The 15,203-nt window shown below is 59.4% G+C and carries 16 protein-coding genes; 4 read left to right on the forward strand and 12 right to left on the reverse strand.

Annotated features, from left to right (window positions below; all coding sequences use genetic code 11):
• Positions 1-4: 4 nt before the first annotated feature.
• Genes AC2FLU_RS01875 through AC2FLU_RS01910 form a run of 8 tightly spaced genes read right to left on the reverse strand, consistent with a single transcriptional unit; the run spans position 5 to position 6,062 of the window.
• The gene (locus AC2FLU_RS01875) at positions 5-814 is read right to left on the reverse strand and encodes a type IV secretion system protein (RefSeq protein ID WP_496811782.1); all 810 of its coding nucleotides are present in this window, start codon (positions 812-814) and stop codon (positions 5-7) included.
• Positions 814-1,968 carry a lytic transglycosylase domain-containing protein gene (locus AC2FLU_RS01880; protein WP_496811783.1) on the reverse strand — a complete coding sequence of 385 codons (1,155 nt, stop codon included), beginning with the start codon at positions 1,966-1,968 and terminating at the stop codon, positions 814-816. Before AC2FLU_RS01880 ends, AC2FLU_RS01875 begins: the two co-directional genes overlap by 1 nt.
• The gene (locus AC2FLU_RS01885) at positions 1,958-2,125 is read right to left on the reverse strand and encodes a hypothetical protein (RefSeq protein ID WP_167733416.1); all 168 of its coding nucleotides are present in this window, start codon (positions 2,123-2,125) and stop codon (positions 1,958-1,960) included. Before AC2FLU_RS01885 ends, AC2FLU_RS01880 begins: the two co-directional genes overlap by 11 nt.
• Positions 2,122-4,485 carry a VirB4 family type IV secretion/conjugal transfer ATPase gene (locus tag AC2FLU_RS01890; RefSeq protein WP_496811784.1) on the reverse strand — a complete coding sequence of 788 codons (2,364 nt, stop codon included), beginning with the start codon at positions 4,483-4,485 and terminating at the stop codon, positions 2,122-2,124. Before AC2FLU_RS01890 ends, AC2FLU_RS01885 begins: the two co-directional genes overlap by 4 nt.
• Positions 4,475-4,753: a VirB3 family type IV secretion system protein gene (locus tag AC2FLU_RS01895; RefSeq protein ID WP_075777190.1), complete on the reverse strand. Its 279-nt coding sequence runs from the start codon at positions 4,751-4,753 to the stop codon at positions 4,475-4,477. The genes AC2FLU_RS01890 and AC2FLU_RS01895 overlap by 11 nt, the downstream gene beginning before the upstream one ends.
• On the reverse strand, positions 4,746-5,039 hold the full coding sequence (locus AC2FLU_RS01900; protein ID WP_012187323.1) for a TrbC/VirB2 family protein: 294 nt from the start codon (positions 5,037-5,039) through the stop codon (positions 4,746-4,748). Before AC2FLU_RS01900 ends, AC2FLU_RS01895 begins: the two co-directional genes overlap by 8 nt.
• Positions 5,036-5,650, reverse strand: coding sequence for a lytic transglycosylase domain-containing protein (locus AC2FLU_RS01905; protein WP_350080339.1), 615 nt, complete (start codon positions 5,648-5,650; stop codon positions 5,036-5,038). The genes AC2FLU_RS01900 and AC2FLU_RS01905 overlap by 4 nt, the downstream gene beginning before the upstream one ends.
• A gap of 43 nt (positions 5,651-5,693) precedes the next feature.
• Entirely contained in the window at positions 5,694-6,062 is a 369-nt protein-coding gene (locus AC2FLU_RS01910) for a hypothetical protein (protein ID WP_496811785.1), read from the reverse strand.
• Positions 6,063-6,272: 210 nt separating this feature from the next.
• Here AC2FLU_RS01910 and AC2FLU_RS01915 point away from each other — a divergent pair, with 210 nt between their 5' ends.
• The 3 genes from AC2FLU_RS01915 (at position 6,273) to AC2FLU_RS01925 (ending at position 7,297) form a co-directional block, all read left to right on the forward strand.
• Positions 6,273-6,524: a hypothetical protein gene (locus tag AC2FLU_RS01915; RefSeq protein WP_496811821.1), complete on the forward strand. Its 252-nt coding sequence runs from the start codon at positions 6,273-6,275 to the stop codon at positions 6,522-6,524.
• A gap of 124 nt (positions 6,525-6,648) precedes the next feature.
• Positions 6,649-6,906: a helix-turn-helix domain-containing protein gene (locus AC2FLU_RS01920; RefSeq protein WP_350080343.1), complete on the forward strand. Its 258-nt coding sequence runs from the start codon at positions 6,649-6,651 to the stop codon at positions 6,904-6,906.
• A 166-nt stretch (positions 6,907-7,072) separates the two neighbouring features.
• Positions 7,073-7,297 carry a hypothetical protein gene (locus AC2FLU_RS01925; RefSeq protein ID WP_496811786.1) on the forward strand — a complete coding sequence of 75 codons (225 nt, stop codon included), beginning with the start codon at positions 7,073-7,075 and terminating at the stop codon, positions 7,295-7,297.
• A gap of 103 nt (positions 7,298-7,400) precedes the next feature.
• Here AC2FLU_RS01925 and AC2FLU_RS01930 read toward each other — a convergent pair whose 3' ends face one another.
• Together AC2FLU_RS01930 and AC2FLU_RS01935 are read right to left on the reverse strand one after the other, a co-directional pair.
• On the reverse strand, positions 7,401-8,156 hold the full coding sequence (locus tag AC2FLU_RS01930; RefSeq protein WP_496811787.1) for a hypothetical protein: 756 nt from the start codon (positions 8,154-8,156) through the stop codon (positions 7,401-7,403).
• A 121-nt stretch (positions 8,157-8,277) separates the two neighbouring features.
• Positions 8,278-8,757 (reverse strand): thermonuclease family protein, encoded by a 480-nt coding sequence (locus AC2FLU_RS01935; protein ID WP_496811788.1) that lies wholly within the window; start codon positions 8,755-8,757, stop codon positions 8,278-8,280.
• Positions 8,758-8,828: 71 nt separating this feature from the next.
• Between AC2FLU_RS01935 and AC2FLU_RS01940 the strand changes: the two genes are divergently transcribed.
• Positions 8,829-9,095, forward strand: a complete 267-nt coding sequence (locus tag AC2FLU_RS01940) for a BrxR family transcriptional regulator (RefSeq protein WP_496811789.1) — start codon at positions 8,829-8,831, stop codon at positions 9,093-9,095.
• A gap of 281 nt (positions 9,096-9,376) precedes the next feature.
• Here the strand turns inward: AC2FLU_RS01940 and AC2FLU_RS01945 are convergent, their stop codons facing one another.
• Together AC2FLU_RS01945 and AC2FLU_RS01950 are read right to left on the reverse strand one after the other, a co-directional pair.
• Positions 9,377-12,523 carry a UvrD-helicase domain-containing protein gene (locus AC2FLU_RS01945; protein ID WP_496811790.1) on the reverse strand — a complete coding sequence of 1,049 codons (3,147 nt, stop codon included), beginning with the start codon at positions 12,521-12,523 and terminating at the stop codon, positions 9,377-9,379.
• The gene (locus AC2FLU_RS01950; protein WP_496811791.1) at positions 12,520-15,138 is read right to left on the reverse strand and encodes a RecB family exonuclease; all 2,619 of its coding nucleotides are present in this window, start codon (positions 15,136-15,138) and stop codon (positions 12,520-12,522) included. Before AC2FLU_RS01950 ends, AC2FLU_RS01945 begins: the two co-directional genes overlap by 4 nt.
• Positions 15,139-15,203: the final 65 nt, after the last annotated feature.

Consider the following 15,203-nt stretch of genomic DNA (forward strand, 5'->3'; position numbering starts at 1 on the left):
ACGATTACTCGGCCCGAAGGTCCGGCAAGGTGAAATCCATGAAGCGCTGTTCTTCGGCGATTGTGGCGGCATCAATCACGCCGCCTGTGCCGTCACCCACGGTTTGCACGGCCTCAAGCTGCCACATGGCGACGAGGGCAATTGCCAGCTCCGCCGTCACCCGCGTGTTGAGGTCGATACTTTCCTTCAGTTCGTCCATGTCATCGATCAGCCCGACCAACCGGTCGACGCGTTCCAGCGATTGACCTGCGTCCTCGTAGCTGTTCTGGGCAGCGGCCGAGACGAGCGCGCCGGTTGTGGCCTGCGTCGCCACGCGGTTGGCCCCGGGATTGCCGCTGGTGGCCATTTCCGTGAGGGTATCGTCATCAAAGCCGAGATCGGCCAGCACCCGGTCCATCTGTGTTTCGATCTCGCCCGCGCCGGAGCCCGACAGGCCAGAGAAGTCTCCGGTCTTGATCGCCTCAATCGTGGCGATGATATCGCCGAACTCCTGGTCGAGCAGGCCGTTCAGCTCGTCCTCCATCTCGGTGCGGATAATCTCGGGAAGTTCGGCAAGGCGGGTAAGTGCTTCATAGGTTCTTTGCAGCTCCGCGAGTTGGTCCGTGAGTGTCGCAAGCTGTTCGCGGAGCTGCGTCAGCTGCTCGTTTTGCAGGATCTCGTCTTCGATCATCTGCCGGAGCTGCTGGATGTTTTGCGCGATGTTCTGGGTATCGACGACGGGCACGCCTTGCGCAAGGGCAGGGGAGAGGGTTCCCAAGTGTAGGCCAATCCCAAGTGTCGAGGCTAAGGCCGTTCTCAAGAGTAAATCTCTCATCAGTCTATCTCCCTGATCGTGAATTCCATGAACGCGCCCTCGGCCATGCGGGCGCTGGCCTGTGCCAGCTCTTCGGCCGAGAGTACGCGGGTCCGCGCCGCCTGTAGCCGGATGCGGGCCGCGACGAGACGCACGAGTTCGGCGCGGGCATAGGTGTTGAGCGCGACGCTTTCCTGCACGTCTTCCGTCACGGAAATCCGCGTGACGATGTCTTGGATACGCAGGGCAGCTTGCCTGATCGCGGCGGGCGAGTTGTTGCCATAGAAAGCCGCGCCATGCCCGGTCATCGAGAGGTTAGCATTGGCCAGAAGCGCGGGGTCGATCGTGCCGAGCGCTTCGATCCCGCCGATTCGGCTGAGGTAGAGATTGTAGCGTTCGGGGATGACTTGGACGTAGTGCTGGGTCTCGGCAAAGGGCGGCACGCCACCATATTCGAACACGCGGCCGGGTCCGGCGTTATAGGCGGCAAGCGCGTTGATGACATTGCCGTCGAAGGTGTTGAGCTGGGCCGCCAGGTACCGCGCGCCGCCATGCACCTGCAGGTAGGGGCTGTCATAGTATTCCGGGTTGATGCCGAGATCGCTGGCCGTACCGGGCATAATCTGGGTGAGGCCAAAGGCCCCGACCGGCGAGCGCGCGCCGATGGTGAAGCGGCTTTCCTGCCAGATGAGCGCTTGGAGGAGCGCGCGCCACTGGACGGGGGACAGTCCGGCGCGCCCAACGCCTGCGAAACCGCTGGTTTCCTGGGCCACGCGGATGATGAGCTGCTCGATGTTTTCGGACGCATCGCCGAACATCTGCGCGCCGCCGGGGTTGGGATCAATCTCGGCATTGCCATAGACGGCCTCGGCGGAACGGGCCGGATCCCCGCTGCCACTTTCCAGCCCGGAGACCATGGCCGGCAAACCCTGACCGCCGAAGCTGGTTTGGGCATCGAGGACGCGTTGCAAGGTCTCGAGTTGCTCGCGTTCGATCTCGGCAATGAGTTCGCGCGCGGCAAGCTTGTCGGCCTGGACCGCGAGGTCGGCCTCGCGATCGCTGGTCTCGACGATGTCACGCGCGGTCAGCCCGCTGTCATTGGTCGGCACGCCTTGGGCGGCGCCAAGACCGGGCAGCAGGCAAAGGGCCAGGATATGAGGCAGCCTAGACTTCAACGTCACCCTCCGGCGTGCCAAGGGGCGTGAAGCTGCAATCAGGTGCTGTGGGTGCTGTCGAGGCCAGGAAGGTGAAGCAGTTCGCCTGCGGTTCCTGGTACTGGGCGCAGGAGGCCAAAGCGCCGAGCGCGGTGAGAAGAAACAGAGTACGAATCATGAAAGCCTCCAAAAGTCTGGGCGGTCGCGGTAGTCGGCACCGACGAGCGTCTCGCCTTTTTCCATGCCGCCGAGGATGGTGAGATTGGGCCCGAGGGCGCTCAGATCGGCATCGACGACGATCGAGCCCTGGTCGTCGCGGATGAGCGCAAGGCGGCTGTCGCTGCCGGTGTTGAGAAGCACATCGAGTTCCTTCTCATAGAGGTTCAGCATCGCGTAATCGGCGGCATGGGCGCGGATGTTCGGAAGCAGGATTTGTGTGGGCACCGCTTCGACGATGGTCTTGCCGGTTCGGGTGCGCTCGAGCTGGCTGGCGTATTGCGTCATCATCACCGCGACGGTGTTCTGCTTGCGCGCGGTCACGAGCCAGTTCGACAGCCGCTCGGCGAAATACGCGTTGTCGAGCGCCTTCCAGGCCTCGTCGATGACGATGATCGTGGGACGGCGATCCTCGATCTCGCGCTCGACCCGGCGGAAGAGATAGGAGAGGACGGCCATGCGTTCTTTCTCGGCCTCGCTGTCGAGAATGCCGGTGAGATCGAAGCCAACGACATCGCCTTCCAGAGAGAAGGTGTCTTCCAGCGTTTGTCCGAAGATCCAGCCGTAGCGGCCCTCTTCGGTCCACTCGAGAAGGCGCTGGTGCAAATCGCCACCATCGTCGGTGGAGACAAAGAGCGATGCAAAATCCTGCCAGTTGCGCAGGGCGGGGTTCGTGGCCTGAGCGTTCTGACGCACGACCTCCTGGATGCGGTTGGTCTGGGCCGGAGTGAGTGGCTTGTCGGCACGGTAGAGCAGGGTGGCGAGCCAATCCGAGAGCCATGCTGTGCCGCGACTATCGGTTTCCGTCCAAAGAGGATTGAGCCCTGTGGGTTGCCCAGCTTTCAAAGACGCGTAGCGCCCGCCATTGGCACGGACCGCCATCTCCATACCGAGACGGTAATCGAAGACGAAGATCCGCGCACCTGCTCGACGGGCTTGTGTCATGAGAAAGGCCGACAGCACCGATTTGCCCGATCCGGGCCGCCCCATTATCAGTGTATGCCCGCTGGTGGGTTCTTTGTCGGGGCTGCCTTGCTCGTGATAGGAGAAACGATAGGCGCTCTGCTCCGGCGTGGGCAGATAGGTGATGACCTTGCCCCAGGGCGTTTTTTCCGCCGGTTTGCCGAGCTGGGTCCGATGAAACGCCGCGAAATCCGCGAAGTTTCGATTGGTGATCGCGCTGGCGCGCACGCGCTTCGGTTGGTTGCCGGGATGTTGGCTGAGGTAGTGGGCTTTTGCCGCGACCCGCTCGCCAATCATCTTCACGCCTTCGGCGGCGGCGGCGTTGACGATTTCGGCGCTGAGTGCTTGCAACTCGTCGAGCGTGTCACAGAAGATCGTCACGACCATGTGGTGCTCGCCGAAGCTCTGCCGCTTGGCCTCCAGATCATCGGCAGCGATATCGAGGGCTTCCATGAGCGAGAGCGCCGCATCTTGGCTGGCCTGCATCTGACGCTTTTGCCGCTTGATGCGGCCCGCCATGAGGTTCGAATTGATCGGCGTGAAGGAATGGGTGACGATCATGTCGACCGGCAGGTTCAGCATGTCGAACATGGTGCAGGAGGTGCCTTCCGAGTATTCCCCGATGGTGAAACTCTTGCCATAGCGATGCCCCACGACTCCTTCGGAGAGCTCGAAGTGATCGCCTTGAAACGTCACTCGCGTGTTGGCCACGTTGAAGGACAGGAAGCCATAGGTGTTCGCCGGATAGAGCGGCAGTTCCTGGCCAGTGTTGAGGGCCCCCAGAAAGCCGATTAACTCGCCGCTATTGGCCGTGAGTACATGCGGTTTCAGCTCCGTCAGGCCAGACAGGAACACGTTCACGGCCTCGCCCAATCGGCGAAGGCGCTTCTCGGTCGCTTCCTTGAGGCGATCCGGCGCGCTGCGGTTCAGGAAGGGCAGGACGCTTTTCGGAGGCGGGCGATGGATGATCGTAAGGGTGAGCGTCTTGTCGCGCAGCCCGCTGGTCTCGAGTTTCGTGCGCCAGAGCCGGTCAACTTCTCCCGCGAAACTGTCCTCGCGCAGGGGCTTGAGGTCCGGCGTGATCGCCTTCGAGACCTTATGGACGTAATAGCTGAACTCCGGCCCCAATTGCGCAATGATCCGGGCAAAAAGCGCGGTCACCTTATCGAGATAGGTGTCATCGGTCGTGTAGCTATTGACTCCGTCGAGCCGGATGCACTGGAAAAGCTCGTTGACCCGGGTCCGCACGGTCTGGTGATCGACGAGGCTCACATAGGGCAGCATGTGCGCGAGGCGGGTCTCGCGCGCATACCACTCCGGCGTCATCGTGCGGAGATCAAGCGCGGCTTCACGGGGCATAGCTGTCCCCGCCGTGGATGGAGCGGTTCCGCGTGGGCGGCGTCTCTTGCAGCGCCGTCATCATCACGTCGATGAAACGCGGATCCCAGTCCGCGGCCTTCCAGAGAACCGGGTAGAGCAGGGCGGCCACGCCCAGCACCGCAAGGTGCTGGACCCAGACGAACAAGAGCACCGAGCCGAAAAGCCAGACCATCGCGTACATGATGGGCAGGCCCAGAAGCTTCGGCGGGCGCACGAGGCCCAGAAAGAGAGGCGAGCGCTCAGCCACCGGCGAAAACCGCGGCGACGATGGTGGGAGCGGCCGCAACACCAGCGATCCCGACGAGGACCCAGAGCGCCTGACGCAGATCGATGATATTGAAGAACCAGCTCAAGAAAACGCCAAGGACCGCGAGTGTGGCGATCACGACGCCGAGCGGGCCGGTTAGAGCATCGACAATGCCCTGCAACAAGCTTTGGATCGGGGAGAGATCGATGCTTTGGGCAAGGGCGGGCTCGGCAATGAGCAGGAAAAGCGCCAGTGAGGCGACAAAGAGGTTTGAAATCTGTCTCATGAATTTGATCCTTCCAATCGGGCCACGACAGCCATGACGCGGGCCACGTGGTTCTGGGTTTCTCGGTAGGGGGGAATGCCGCCGTACTGGCGGACCGCATCGGGTCCGGCGTTGTAGGCTGCGAGGGCAAGGCGTGGATCGCCAAACGTGTCCAACATCATCGCGAGGTAGCGGGCGGCCCCGTCGAGGTTCTGCAGCGGGTCACGCGGGTCAACGCCGAGATCACGGGCAGTGGCGGGCATCAGCTGGCCAAGGCCTATAGCGCCCGCGCTCGAGATCGCATCCTGGCGATAGGCGCTCTCAACCTCGATATTGGCCCGATAGAGAGCCAGCCAATCGGTCACGGAAAGCCCCGCGCGACGCAGGCCCGGATGGCCGGCATAGCGCAAGGCCGTGGTCTGAATCCCAGAGAGAACATCGGCGCGGGGCAGGGGAGTCAGGCGGGCAAGGGCCGCAACTTGGACGCCCTCTTGCTCGTCCTCTACCTCGCCGAAAATTGCGATCCCATCGGAGGCCGAACCCTGACCAATCCCGTCATTGTAGTTTCGAGCAAAGCTGCTTTGGGAGCGGGACGGCGTCAGAGAGCCGTCGCTCTCCATGACCAGGACCATTTGCGCTGAAGCTGGCGCTGTGACCAGCCAGAGACAGACGAGGCTAGCTGCCAGTGCCCTCTTCTGATGGGGCTTTGTCTGGTGGGGCGAGTTTGTGCGTACGGCTTGTCCCCGCCTCAAGCGGCAGGTCGACATGCGCAAAACCAAGGCCAATGAAGAAAGACACCACGCCAGAGATCGTCTTGAACTCGCGGATCTTGATGTCGTTATAGGTCGTCCGAGTACGGGCCGTGACCAGCAGCTTCTCCACGCCTTCGTTGGAGACCACACGCATGATCCAGACCCCGTAATAGCTGGGGCCTTTCTTGTGTGCCGATTCTTGGCACAGGATTTCTGCGCTATAGCCGCTTTCCACGAGTTCGCGGAAACGTGCTTCCGTAACCACATTTGGTGCTTCGATGTCCCAGTTCATGGCCCGGCTCACGCTTTCTCCAATGGCGCGACCCTAGGCATTCCCACTTGAAGCCCAGAGTTACGATAGTATACTATCAACCGCAAGATGTAATATCATGCTTTGGCTGTAGTTTGGTCACGCAAACACTAGTCTCGGCCAGTGTCCGCGATCAAGGAGATAACAGGTTTGAGAAACCCGAGGTTGATATGCCTGCTCCCATTGCAAGCTCTGGCCCTTCTGATCTGCGCTCCCGGGCCGGTTTTGGCGGAATCCTGCTTCGCCCCGCCCCGCCCCTTCCTGCCAAGTGATTCGCAGGCCGCGCGGGACTATGCGGCTATCATCCGCGGCGATTTCGAAAATTACATCCAGGATATCCAGAGCTACTTCCGTTGCCTTGACAGCGAACGCGCCCGCGCTTTCGAAGAAGCGCGGGAAGTCAGCGAGGACTATGGCCGATTTCTGCAATTGGTAGGGGATTGATGGGCAGCCTCGGGAGCATCAGACTAGCAGCCCGTGAAAACCAGACGCCGATAACACCCTCAAATATCTACTTTTTAGATAACAGATTTCATCCGCTAGCGACGTCACAAAAGGTATGTGACGCGTGGCAAAAACAATCAGAAGCAAAGGGCAGATGGCACTCTGCCAGGCGTTGGTCGACGCGCGCAAAAGCGCAGGCTTGGGCCAGGACGACTTGGCGGACAGGCTCAAGTGCCATCAATCTCTCGTTGCGCGCATTGAGAGCGGCGAACGCCGGATCGACGTCGTCGAACTGGTCGTTTTGGCGCGCGCCATTGGGTTTGACCCGTTCGATGTTTTGGCGATCGTCGAAGCCGCCACGGAGCCCGACCACAGGATTTAAGCGATTTCATCAATCGAGAACACGGGAGCCGACTTCTCCCGGTGTGAATTCGTTACCGCGAGGACGAACAGTCACCGATTTTAACTAGGCCCGGCATACGGTTGCAGCAAACGTTTTGGATTTGAGCTGCTATCCGCAACGCCAAATTGCAGAAAGTCAGTAAACAGTGAACGAAAATGAGGTCGAAGGCGTCGCGATCGCCAATTTGATTGCAGCCGATGAAGAAACCATTGTCGGCTGGGTATATCGCTGGAACACAGGTGCTCTGGCAATCCGGTGGGACATGCATGGCCCACAGCGCGTCACAAGGATTTACCCGGATCTTAGCGATGCCGATAAAGCTGAAATCGACTTCGCGTCTCTCACGCAGCTGAATTGTCGCTACGACTGACATGGAAGAATATGGCCATTATGGCCCTCAATTGTGTGGATATTCCTGCATTCCAGGTTTGATTTCGTACAAGGCTCTGCGCGACGTCGTAGCAGCTCAGCAGTCAGTAATTGACCTGCTCGAAACCGTAATTCCCGCTGTAGTCATGCCACTCCACAAAGACGGATCTGTGAAAAATGCTTGGGCAGTGCTCGCCCCATCTCTCAAGACCGGCATGCGCCGCAGGAAGCGCTTCGGGTGAAGACGACCTCCACGAAAAATCGCCCTGGATCCCATAGGTGCCGAGGACAACTACGGCGCTGCGGTTGCAGTCGCCATCTCGCCCGGATTCGTGCTGGCGGGCATAACGAACGTCAAAGACGCGAATGGAGCGCACGAAATTGAATTCCGGCCCGCTGATATCGATGTCGGCTCGGTCTTCCACGAGCTGGAGAGCGTAATCGGCCCTTACGAGGTTGTCCCAAGCCGCGTTGGAGCCTGTAGGCCCAAGCATCCCGCCTGCACTGGCTGCCTGCTCGAAGAGCGGGGCTGAAGAGTTTGGAGGGGTTCCTGAACCACCATATAGGGCATCGAAGATCCGGTCCGTGGGCCGCGATCTAGCAGGTCCATCGTAAGACGCACCCATCGGGCAGCGCCAAATCTGAAGCGGCGGCTCCACCGGCCATGGAGTTATGCGCCGGATGAACTCGGCCCGTGCGCGGGCGCAGGGCACGGAAGCTGGCCATCCACCGGACAAACACAGCAGGATGGCACAGTCGATCTGATAGGTTTGGGCGCGTGCTTGCGTCGGAACTGTAGGGCCGGTCAAGGCGAGAGCTAAAAAGGCCACCAGAGGGAGGTTTTTGAATTCGAAACGCATGGCAAGGACCCTTGACGATCTTCACCCAGCATACATACGAAAATATACTATTGCAACATTGGTGACACATATTGTGGTTGCGGAGATCAGCAAGATCGCGAGCTGACAGCGTTGCCCGTCGTCATCCACCACGTTGCGCGCGCCGCCAGTCCCACGGCATGTCAAAACTCCCGGACCAGATATTGCGCCGTGCGGATCTGAATTCGGTCTCATCGCGAATGTAGTCGCCGCTGTATCGGCGATAAGCCACGGCCCACCCTTCACGCACAAGCCAGGCGTTCAGATCGGTGCCGTCCTGATGACAGACCGCAATGAAGCGGCCATAGCGGTCGATATCGCGCACGGTGCAGCTGACCTGCCGACGGCCGATCCTGTCGGCGAGGGACAGTGCCGCTTGTTGTCCGCAGCGCCAGCGCTGACCCTCGGCCGTGGCGCAAACTTGTCGGCTTTCAGGGGCATCGATCCCATGCAACCGGATGCGCTGTCCACAAATTTCCAGTGTATCGCCGTCGATCACGCTGGCAACGCCGGTCAAGCGATCGGCATGGGCCTGCGGGGCGGCAACAAACGACACCAGAACGAGGGCGAGCAGAAAGTGCATAGGGCGGACCAATCTTCTTGCGGAGGTGACGAGACATAAACGGATGATCCCGTAGGGAAGACCCAAGCCCTGTGAAGTCGCCCGTAGGCCACCGCATCACGTCACGGATGATTTGCGGGCGTGGCTGTGTAGGGCAAGGACCGGTTACGCCGGACCCGCACGTGGATGAGGCTTGGCACACAGAGGTCGTGCTCGAGATCGGACCGCATCCGGAACTCTCCGACAACCAGCGCCGAGCCATCGAAATGGACTACGGCATGGAGGCTGGCCGCGCGCTGTTGTTCTACGCGCTTAAGAGGCTGGGGCTTGATACCGATCCTGCGTCGCGACGGCCGTAAGATCAGCAGATTGTGCTGTTGAATCGAGATCATGTTTTCGGGCCTCCTAAATGAATCGTGGCGCAGCCTCGCGCCGTCATCAGTCTACGCTCCACCACATGGAAGGTGCTGAGCACTTCGACTCTCAAGCGCGGACGCCGTGAGGTCCACTGTCGTGGACTTTCGGGCCTTGAGCGGGACAAGGAGGGTCGGTTCGTCTGGGACTTGAATTCATTGTCGTTCAACGGCTTCTCCCAAACTCAGCTCTACGATTTTTGTTGCCCTTATCTGACTGGGTGTTTTCACGTTAGGACTTCCTGCGGCACCCGGGAAAGCGAAAGTGTTCCTTCGCTCATCCAGTTGATCGCTATTCCTTTGATTTGTTTGTCCGGCCACTCCTTGCGGATGAGCTCTGCATACGCCGCGAGCTGAGGTAGATAAGTTGCGAAACGTGCCTCAGGATCCGGACAGGCCCCGGATTTGTGGTCAACGATTAGCAGGCTGTTCTGGCCTTCGGCCAGCAAATCGATGATTGCATTGGTCTCAGAGCCATCGGCCGCCACTTCCTGAATAGGAAGTTCGAAATGCAGACGATCAAAACCCTGATCGGAGAGCCAAGAGGTTAGAGCCCTAGCCTGAGCTTCAATCTCCGCTAGAGTGTCTTTCGGCAGGCCGGTCGCGGCTTCCAGCTGATCTGCCTTATCTGGGTGTTGGACGAGGACGCGAAACGCAAGATGCCAGGCAGTTCCTCGCGCCGCAGGATCGGCCAATGCGCGATCTGAGATAGGTGATCCAAGATTGTAGGTAGTCAGATGGCTTGCTGGTTCGTCGATTGGGTTGGCGAAAGTCGATGGGCTCCGCCGCCACGCTGTCTTGCCAGTCAGATCCAATCCCCGCTGTTCGCCGAAGAGAGCATACCCAACATTTTCCACGATTCCTGTCGAGTCAGGGCTTTCGACATTGCCGTCGAGGATTCGAGCCTCAAACGCGCGTCCGCACAGAGAAATTTCGCCGTCGTTTACTGTAAGACCGGCGTGATCCCGTAGAATATCTATCATTCGCTCGGGTTGCGTGCGGGCTGTCCTCCGTTCCTTAGGGAGAACCAAGATCAGTCTGTCCCGAGCCCGCGTCAGCGCGACGTAGAGCTTGCGGGCGGCATCTTTCATATCTTCGGGATGCCGCGCATCAGCAAAGGCTTGCTGGCTCTCCGGGGCTGCGAAGTCTGGGAGGAAGCCTAGCCCAGCGTTGTCCAGCACACTCGCAAGATGATCAAAGCTTTCGAACTCTGCACGCAACGTTCCAGGGCGCTCAGCAATACTTTGATCGAGGCCGGCCACGAGTGTTATCGGCCATTCCCGACCTTTTGCTGAATGCCATGTACAAATTTCAACGCCGCTGCCTGACCAAGCGTCGCGGTCTGGGTGGCGATCCCAATCTCTATCCGTCTGCCCTGAAATCCAACCCAGGAAAATCTGCATGTTGTTGCCATGGAAGCCTGCTGCGGCGCGCAGCCCGGGCAACATCCTGTCGAATTCCTGCGCTTCTCCATCCAAGCGGGCCAAATCCGCCAGGGCCTGTGTCGCGTCGGAAATGCCTGCAGCCCAGTCTCGCAAACCGGTGGTCTGCAACACCAAGGCAACCGCATCAGCGATCGGAAGCGCTTCGATTGCTTGGTTCAACCCTCGTAAGTTTTCCAATGACTGATGCGTGTCCAGCACTCCATCCACGGCATTGCGAAGAGCATCCTCCATCGCCATTCGAGGTGGCCCGAGCGTCAGCCACGTGAGTGCCGCGTATGTATCTCCGGGGTCAGACGTGTAGGCCAACGCCGCGCGCGCCGCACGCATAGCGGGTGCGCCCAGCCAGCCCGCCTGCTGAATGCGGACAGGAATGCCATGTGCCTCAAGTGCTGCGGCGACGCTGCTGGCATGACCGTGGGTGTAACAGAGCACGGCGATGTCTTCTGGACGAACAGCACGAAGCTCTTCTCGCGCTTTGTCGAACACTTGTGTTCCATCAGCCAGAAGATCGGCGACGCGGTTGGCGATGCTGGGAGCCCCATTTACGAAGTCACTTCGCGGCAAATTCAGAACTTCGAATGCCGTCTCACCGGTTTCAGCCCTCACTGGCGAAAGCGCATCATAGCTATCTGGGAAGAGTGTTGGCCCAAGCGTGTTCACAAGTTCCATGATCCGCGGATCGGATCGCCAGTTGCGGTCAAGCGGTGCAATAACATCCGGATTTGCCGTTTGAAGTGCTGCTGACAGCCGGGCGTCTGCGCCCTGAAATCCCATGATCGACTGTTTGGTGTCTCCAACGATGAGTGCATGCTTGGCGCTACAAGCCAGCCGCCAAAGCAGGGCGAACTGAACCGGGTTAGTGTCTTGAAACTCATCGATCACCACACAATCGATCTCGCCAAGAACCGATTGCAGGATTGCGGGGTCTTTCCGCAGCAAGGTTTCGGTTTCGACGATCATGTCGGCATAATCGATGAGTCCTGCTTCCCGTTTCGCGGCCTGATAGGCGGCGAGAACCTCCTGTGCACCGGTCACAATTGCGGTGAGATGGGCGCGAGCATCCTCCAGAGGCCCTGGATGGCGTGGCAAGAAATCTGCAGCGGCGACCACGGCAGCTGCACGTTCATCGTAGCCCTCAGGGGTTTGTGAGCCCCGCTTCGACTGACGAAGATTTCTCAGTTTTTGCCATAGCTTCCAGTCGCCCTCCAAAACACCGGGCCCCAAAGCGCGGCGCAGGTCTTTGTGGTTGCCGGAAAAGTCCTTCACGGCAGACGCATTGCCTTGGAATTGATTTGCAAGATTGTGCGGAAATGCATCCAGAAGAGACTGCACAGCCCGTCTCAATGCATCTGTCAAAGCTGTTCCATTAGCCTCGCATTCACCATAGCCATCGGTCAATTCCGCCAGTGCAGAGTTCAGAATATCCGGAGAACCACCTCGCTCGCCCAAGCCTCGGATCAGATCGACAGTTTGCAGGAGTTTCGCGCGGAATTTCTCCTCGGCACTCATGCCTGTCTGCGGATCCCAAGCATAACCAAATCGAGCCAAGTCAACCATCAACGGCTTCAACGCCTCACAACGCCCCATCTCCAAGCGGATAAGAAGATCGCGCTCGGGCTCTGTCAGAAGACGGCTCTCGGGGGAGCGCCTGCCGGCGAAGGCATGTTCTGTCAGAAGCCGCTGTCCTAAAGCGTGGATAGTACCGATGTATGCTCGGTCAATTTCAAGCGCATCCCCGATGCGCCCCCGCGCCATCAATGCGCCGCGGATACGATCGCGCATCTCCGAAGCAGCAGCTTCTGTGAAGGTCACAGCCAAGATCCTGCTGGCGGCAATCTCACCACCCACCACCCAATCGGCAAGCGTTTCCTTGATGCGATGGGTTTTCCCGGCCCCTGCTCCGGCAGGTACAAGCGTGAGATGTGTCATGCCTGGTCCTCCTCGGGCAAAGTGAAGGCCGCAACCAGCGGATTGCCTTCGAGTGCGTACGCTTTGATACCGCGCTCTTTCTCGAACCGCTTGGCATCTCCCTCTCGGTTTAATCGCACTGTACCAGCACCAACCTCTGCGACGGCATCCGCGAGATGCGACATTGCATTCTCAGAGACATCTCGGGAGGCAGCTTCGACACGAGCAAGGCCCGCTCCAAGGTCATCGGACAAAACCGTCGCGTCGCGTGTTGTATGATAGGCGGTGACGATTTGCGCTCCATCGTCGACCAGTCGCGTCAGCGCGGTCTCTTCGTTGGGGCGCTCCAGCATAGCGCGATAGAGTGCGACTTGTAGGTCCCAGCCCTTTGACATGCGGTCGCGGCGATTGCCGGCTCCTGATCTCTTGTGATCAACAACGAGAATCCGCCCGTCCGGCAACTGTAGGAGGCAGTCGGCCTTGCCATGCAAGAGCAGTCCACCGTGATCCCCGGCAAGATTGATTTCGTTGTGCAAAATGGTCGCGCCAGTTTCGTTCAAGAATCCGGCCCAAGTTCTTGCGACGTCAAGTGCCTCGCCCAAGAGGGATTGACGTTCTGTAGCCCAAGATGCGCCGCTGAGCCATCTTGCGTGTTTCTTGATCGCTGCATCGAGGATATCGGGCAGTGTTGCTTCCAAAGCGTCAATCGCCGAGACTGGTGCGTTTTCAGGGAAGGCGTCTTCGAGGACCTGATGTATAATTGTCCCGAGGGTCATGACATCGAGGGTTTCTGGTGCCCAGGTGCGGTCTTTCGCATCGAGCTCGTCGAGCAACCAGGCCAAGGGGCTCACAAGCAGGGATTCAAGACGCGAGGGCGATTGCGGCAGCATCCGCCCCGCATCATCATGCCGGATGCGGAGAAGATCGATGCCCGGTTTGTCTGGTGTGCCAAGACCACGGTTGAGCCGCAGAATACCATCTTCCGGGAGTTCAGCTCTGAATCCGTGCGAAAGGTGGGGCGTTACATGCCATGCCACGGGCCATTGATCACGCGGTAGAGCTCGAACGTCCTGCATAAGGTCTGTTGGTTTCTCAGATCCGAGCATATGGCTGATCAAGGCCAAACCGGTGGAAGGCGACAAAGGTTCACCGAGCAGATTTTTCGCCGGTGCGAGGAGTGTCAAGCCTTCTGTCCCTGCACAAAGTTGACGGCGGAAGAGTTCCAGTCCACGCGCGAGCTTCTCGCGGCGGCCCTTAAGTTGCAGTCCGGTATTCTGGCGGATCAGAGCAACTTCAGCCTCGGTGAAGAAAGGATCCGACCCAGGGCTGCGTGGCCAGCGGTTGCCGTTCATCCCCAGCACAAGTAGCTGGCGAACGGGCCGCCACGGAAGTGTATTCTCTGTGAAGAGCGATACCCCTTCCACAAACCGTTGATGTCCAGTGGCGTCAACCTGGTGTGGAACCGCCAGCTTGTGAAGCAGTGCCCAGTCGAGCGTTTCGCGGGTTACTGCGCGCAAGGGCGCAATGCGCGGTTGCAAGTCCGTATTTGGTAGAGATTTATCGATCGCGCCCAGACGCGCGAACAATTGCTCCGGGGTATGCGATGGTTGCAGCGCTTCCAGCAACTCCTTCGCTGATCCAGTCAACTGAGAGGCTGTCTTGGACCAGCCGTAATCCATTACTTCACGGGCCATTTGATGACCAACGTCGCGCGTCCATGGCATCAAAGGAGAGATGTAAAGGGATGCCAGCGCCGTGCGCGGTGCAGGCACGGACAACAGGACCAGCAGGAGCGAAAGAAGTTCGCCTGTCAGGTCTCTCCTGGCCGCTTCCTCCGGCGCACCCGCAAGCGGCAGACCGAGTCGTTCGCAGCCTTCCTGCATTGCCAACATGTAGGCGGTGTCGTCGGGCACCAAGAACCCTATTTCGCCAGGGCCATCAACGCAGCCGTCATCAAGCATGCGTTGGGCAAGTGCCGCTGCAAATTGTGCTTCTTCTCTCGGATCACGCAGCCCGAAACAGGACACGGTGGAATCACGTTCGACAGGATTCGTCGCCGCACCCAAATGATTTTGGACAATGCCGTAGCAACCAACTGCTGACCCATCACCTCGCGGCTGGCGCTGCATCCAACTTGTCAGAACTGCTTCGGGTGCAGCGCCGTGTTGGCGTGTCAGAGCTTCCGCCAAGGCAGCTTCTGCCGCATCAGCGTGTGGACACGGCAACGGATCAAGGATCGGCAGCGGCTCAAGTGCATCTTTCGCTTCAGAACAGATCACGCGCGCCCATGCCGCCAATGGCTCAGGCAAACTGCCCAAGTCCTTCCAAAGTTCTTTCAACGCAGCGAGGTGTGTTTTCGCACGACATTCCGGCAATGCCGAAACATCGAGTTCAGTAGGACTGAGGCTCTGCGTTGACCGCGCGACAGTCGTGAGGGCTGCTTCGACGGCTCGTGTTGTCTCAGCGGGTGCGGCCTCAAAGCTTGCGCTCCAAGGTGCGTTCCGTCCTTCAAGGGTGGCCAGCAAGTCCAGATCGCGGGATTTCGGAGCGAGATAGGTCTCTCGAAGCAGGTCATCCGTCACATAGCGCACTGCCCCGGTGATGGGATTGGCAGTTAGTAATGGATCGATACGCATGGGCACTCTCGAGAATCGGTTATCTGGGCGTTAATGCAATATTAGAAACTAAGGGTGGCAATTTT

This window comes from Ruegeria sp. SAZD013 (genome assembly GCF_059612525.1).

What these genes read in the sequence shown, in the direction of transcription:
- AC2FLU_RS01875 (WP_496811782.1), bottom strand. Translation starts at nt 814, where the DNA reads ATGAGAGATTTACTCTTGAGAACGGCCTTAGCCTCGACACTTGGGATT.
- AC2FLU_RS01885 (WP_167733416.1), bottom strand. Translation starts at nt 2,125, where the DNA reads ATGATTCGTACTCTGTTTCTTCTCACCGCGCTCGGCGCTTTGGCCTCC.
- AC2FLU_RS01890 (WP_496811784.1), bottom strand. Translation starts at nt 4,485, where the DNA reads ATGCCCCGTGAAGCCGCGCTTGATCTCCGCACGATGACGCCGGAGTGG.
- AC2FLU_RS01900 (WP_012187323.1), bottom strand. Translation starts at nt 5,039, where the DNA reads ATGAGACAGATTTCAAACCTCTTTGTCGCCTCACTGGCGCTTTTCCTG.
- AC2FLU_RS01905 (WP_350080339.1), bottom strand. Translation starts at nt 5,650, where the DNA reads ATGGTCCTGGTCATGGAGAGCGACGGCTCTCTGACGCCGTCCCGCTCC.
- AC2FLU_RS01910 (WP_496811785.1), bottom strand. Translation starts at nt 6,062, where the DNA reads ATGAACTGGGACATCGAAGCACCAAATGTGGTTACGGAAGCACGTTTC.
- AC2FLU_RS01930 (WP_496811787.1), bottom strand. Translation starts at nt 8,156, where the DNA reads ATGCGTTTCGAATTCAAAAACCTCCCTCTGGTGGCCTTTTTAGCTCTC.
- AC2FLU_RS01935 (WP_496811788.1), bottom strand. Translation starts at nt 8,757, where the DNA reads ATGCACTTTCTGCTCGCCCTCGTTCTGGTGTCGTTTGTTGCCGCCCCG.
- AC2FLU_RS01945 (WP_496811790.1), bottom strand. Translation starts at nt 12,523, where the DNA reads ATGACACATCTCACGCTTGTACCTGCCGGAGCAGGGGCCGGGAAAACC.
- AC2FLU_RS01950 (WP_496811791.1), bottom strand. Translation starts at nt 15,138, where the DNA reads ATGCGTATCGATCCATTACTAACTGCCAATCCCATCACCGGGGCAGTG.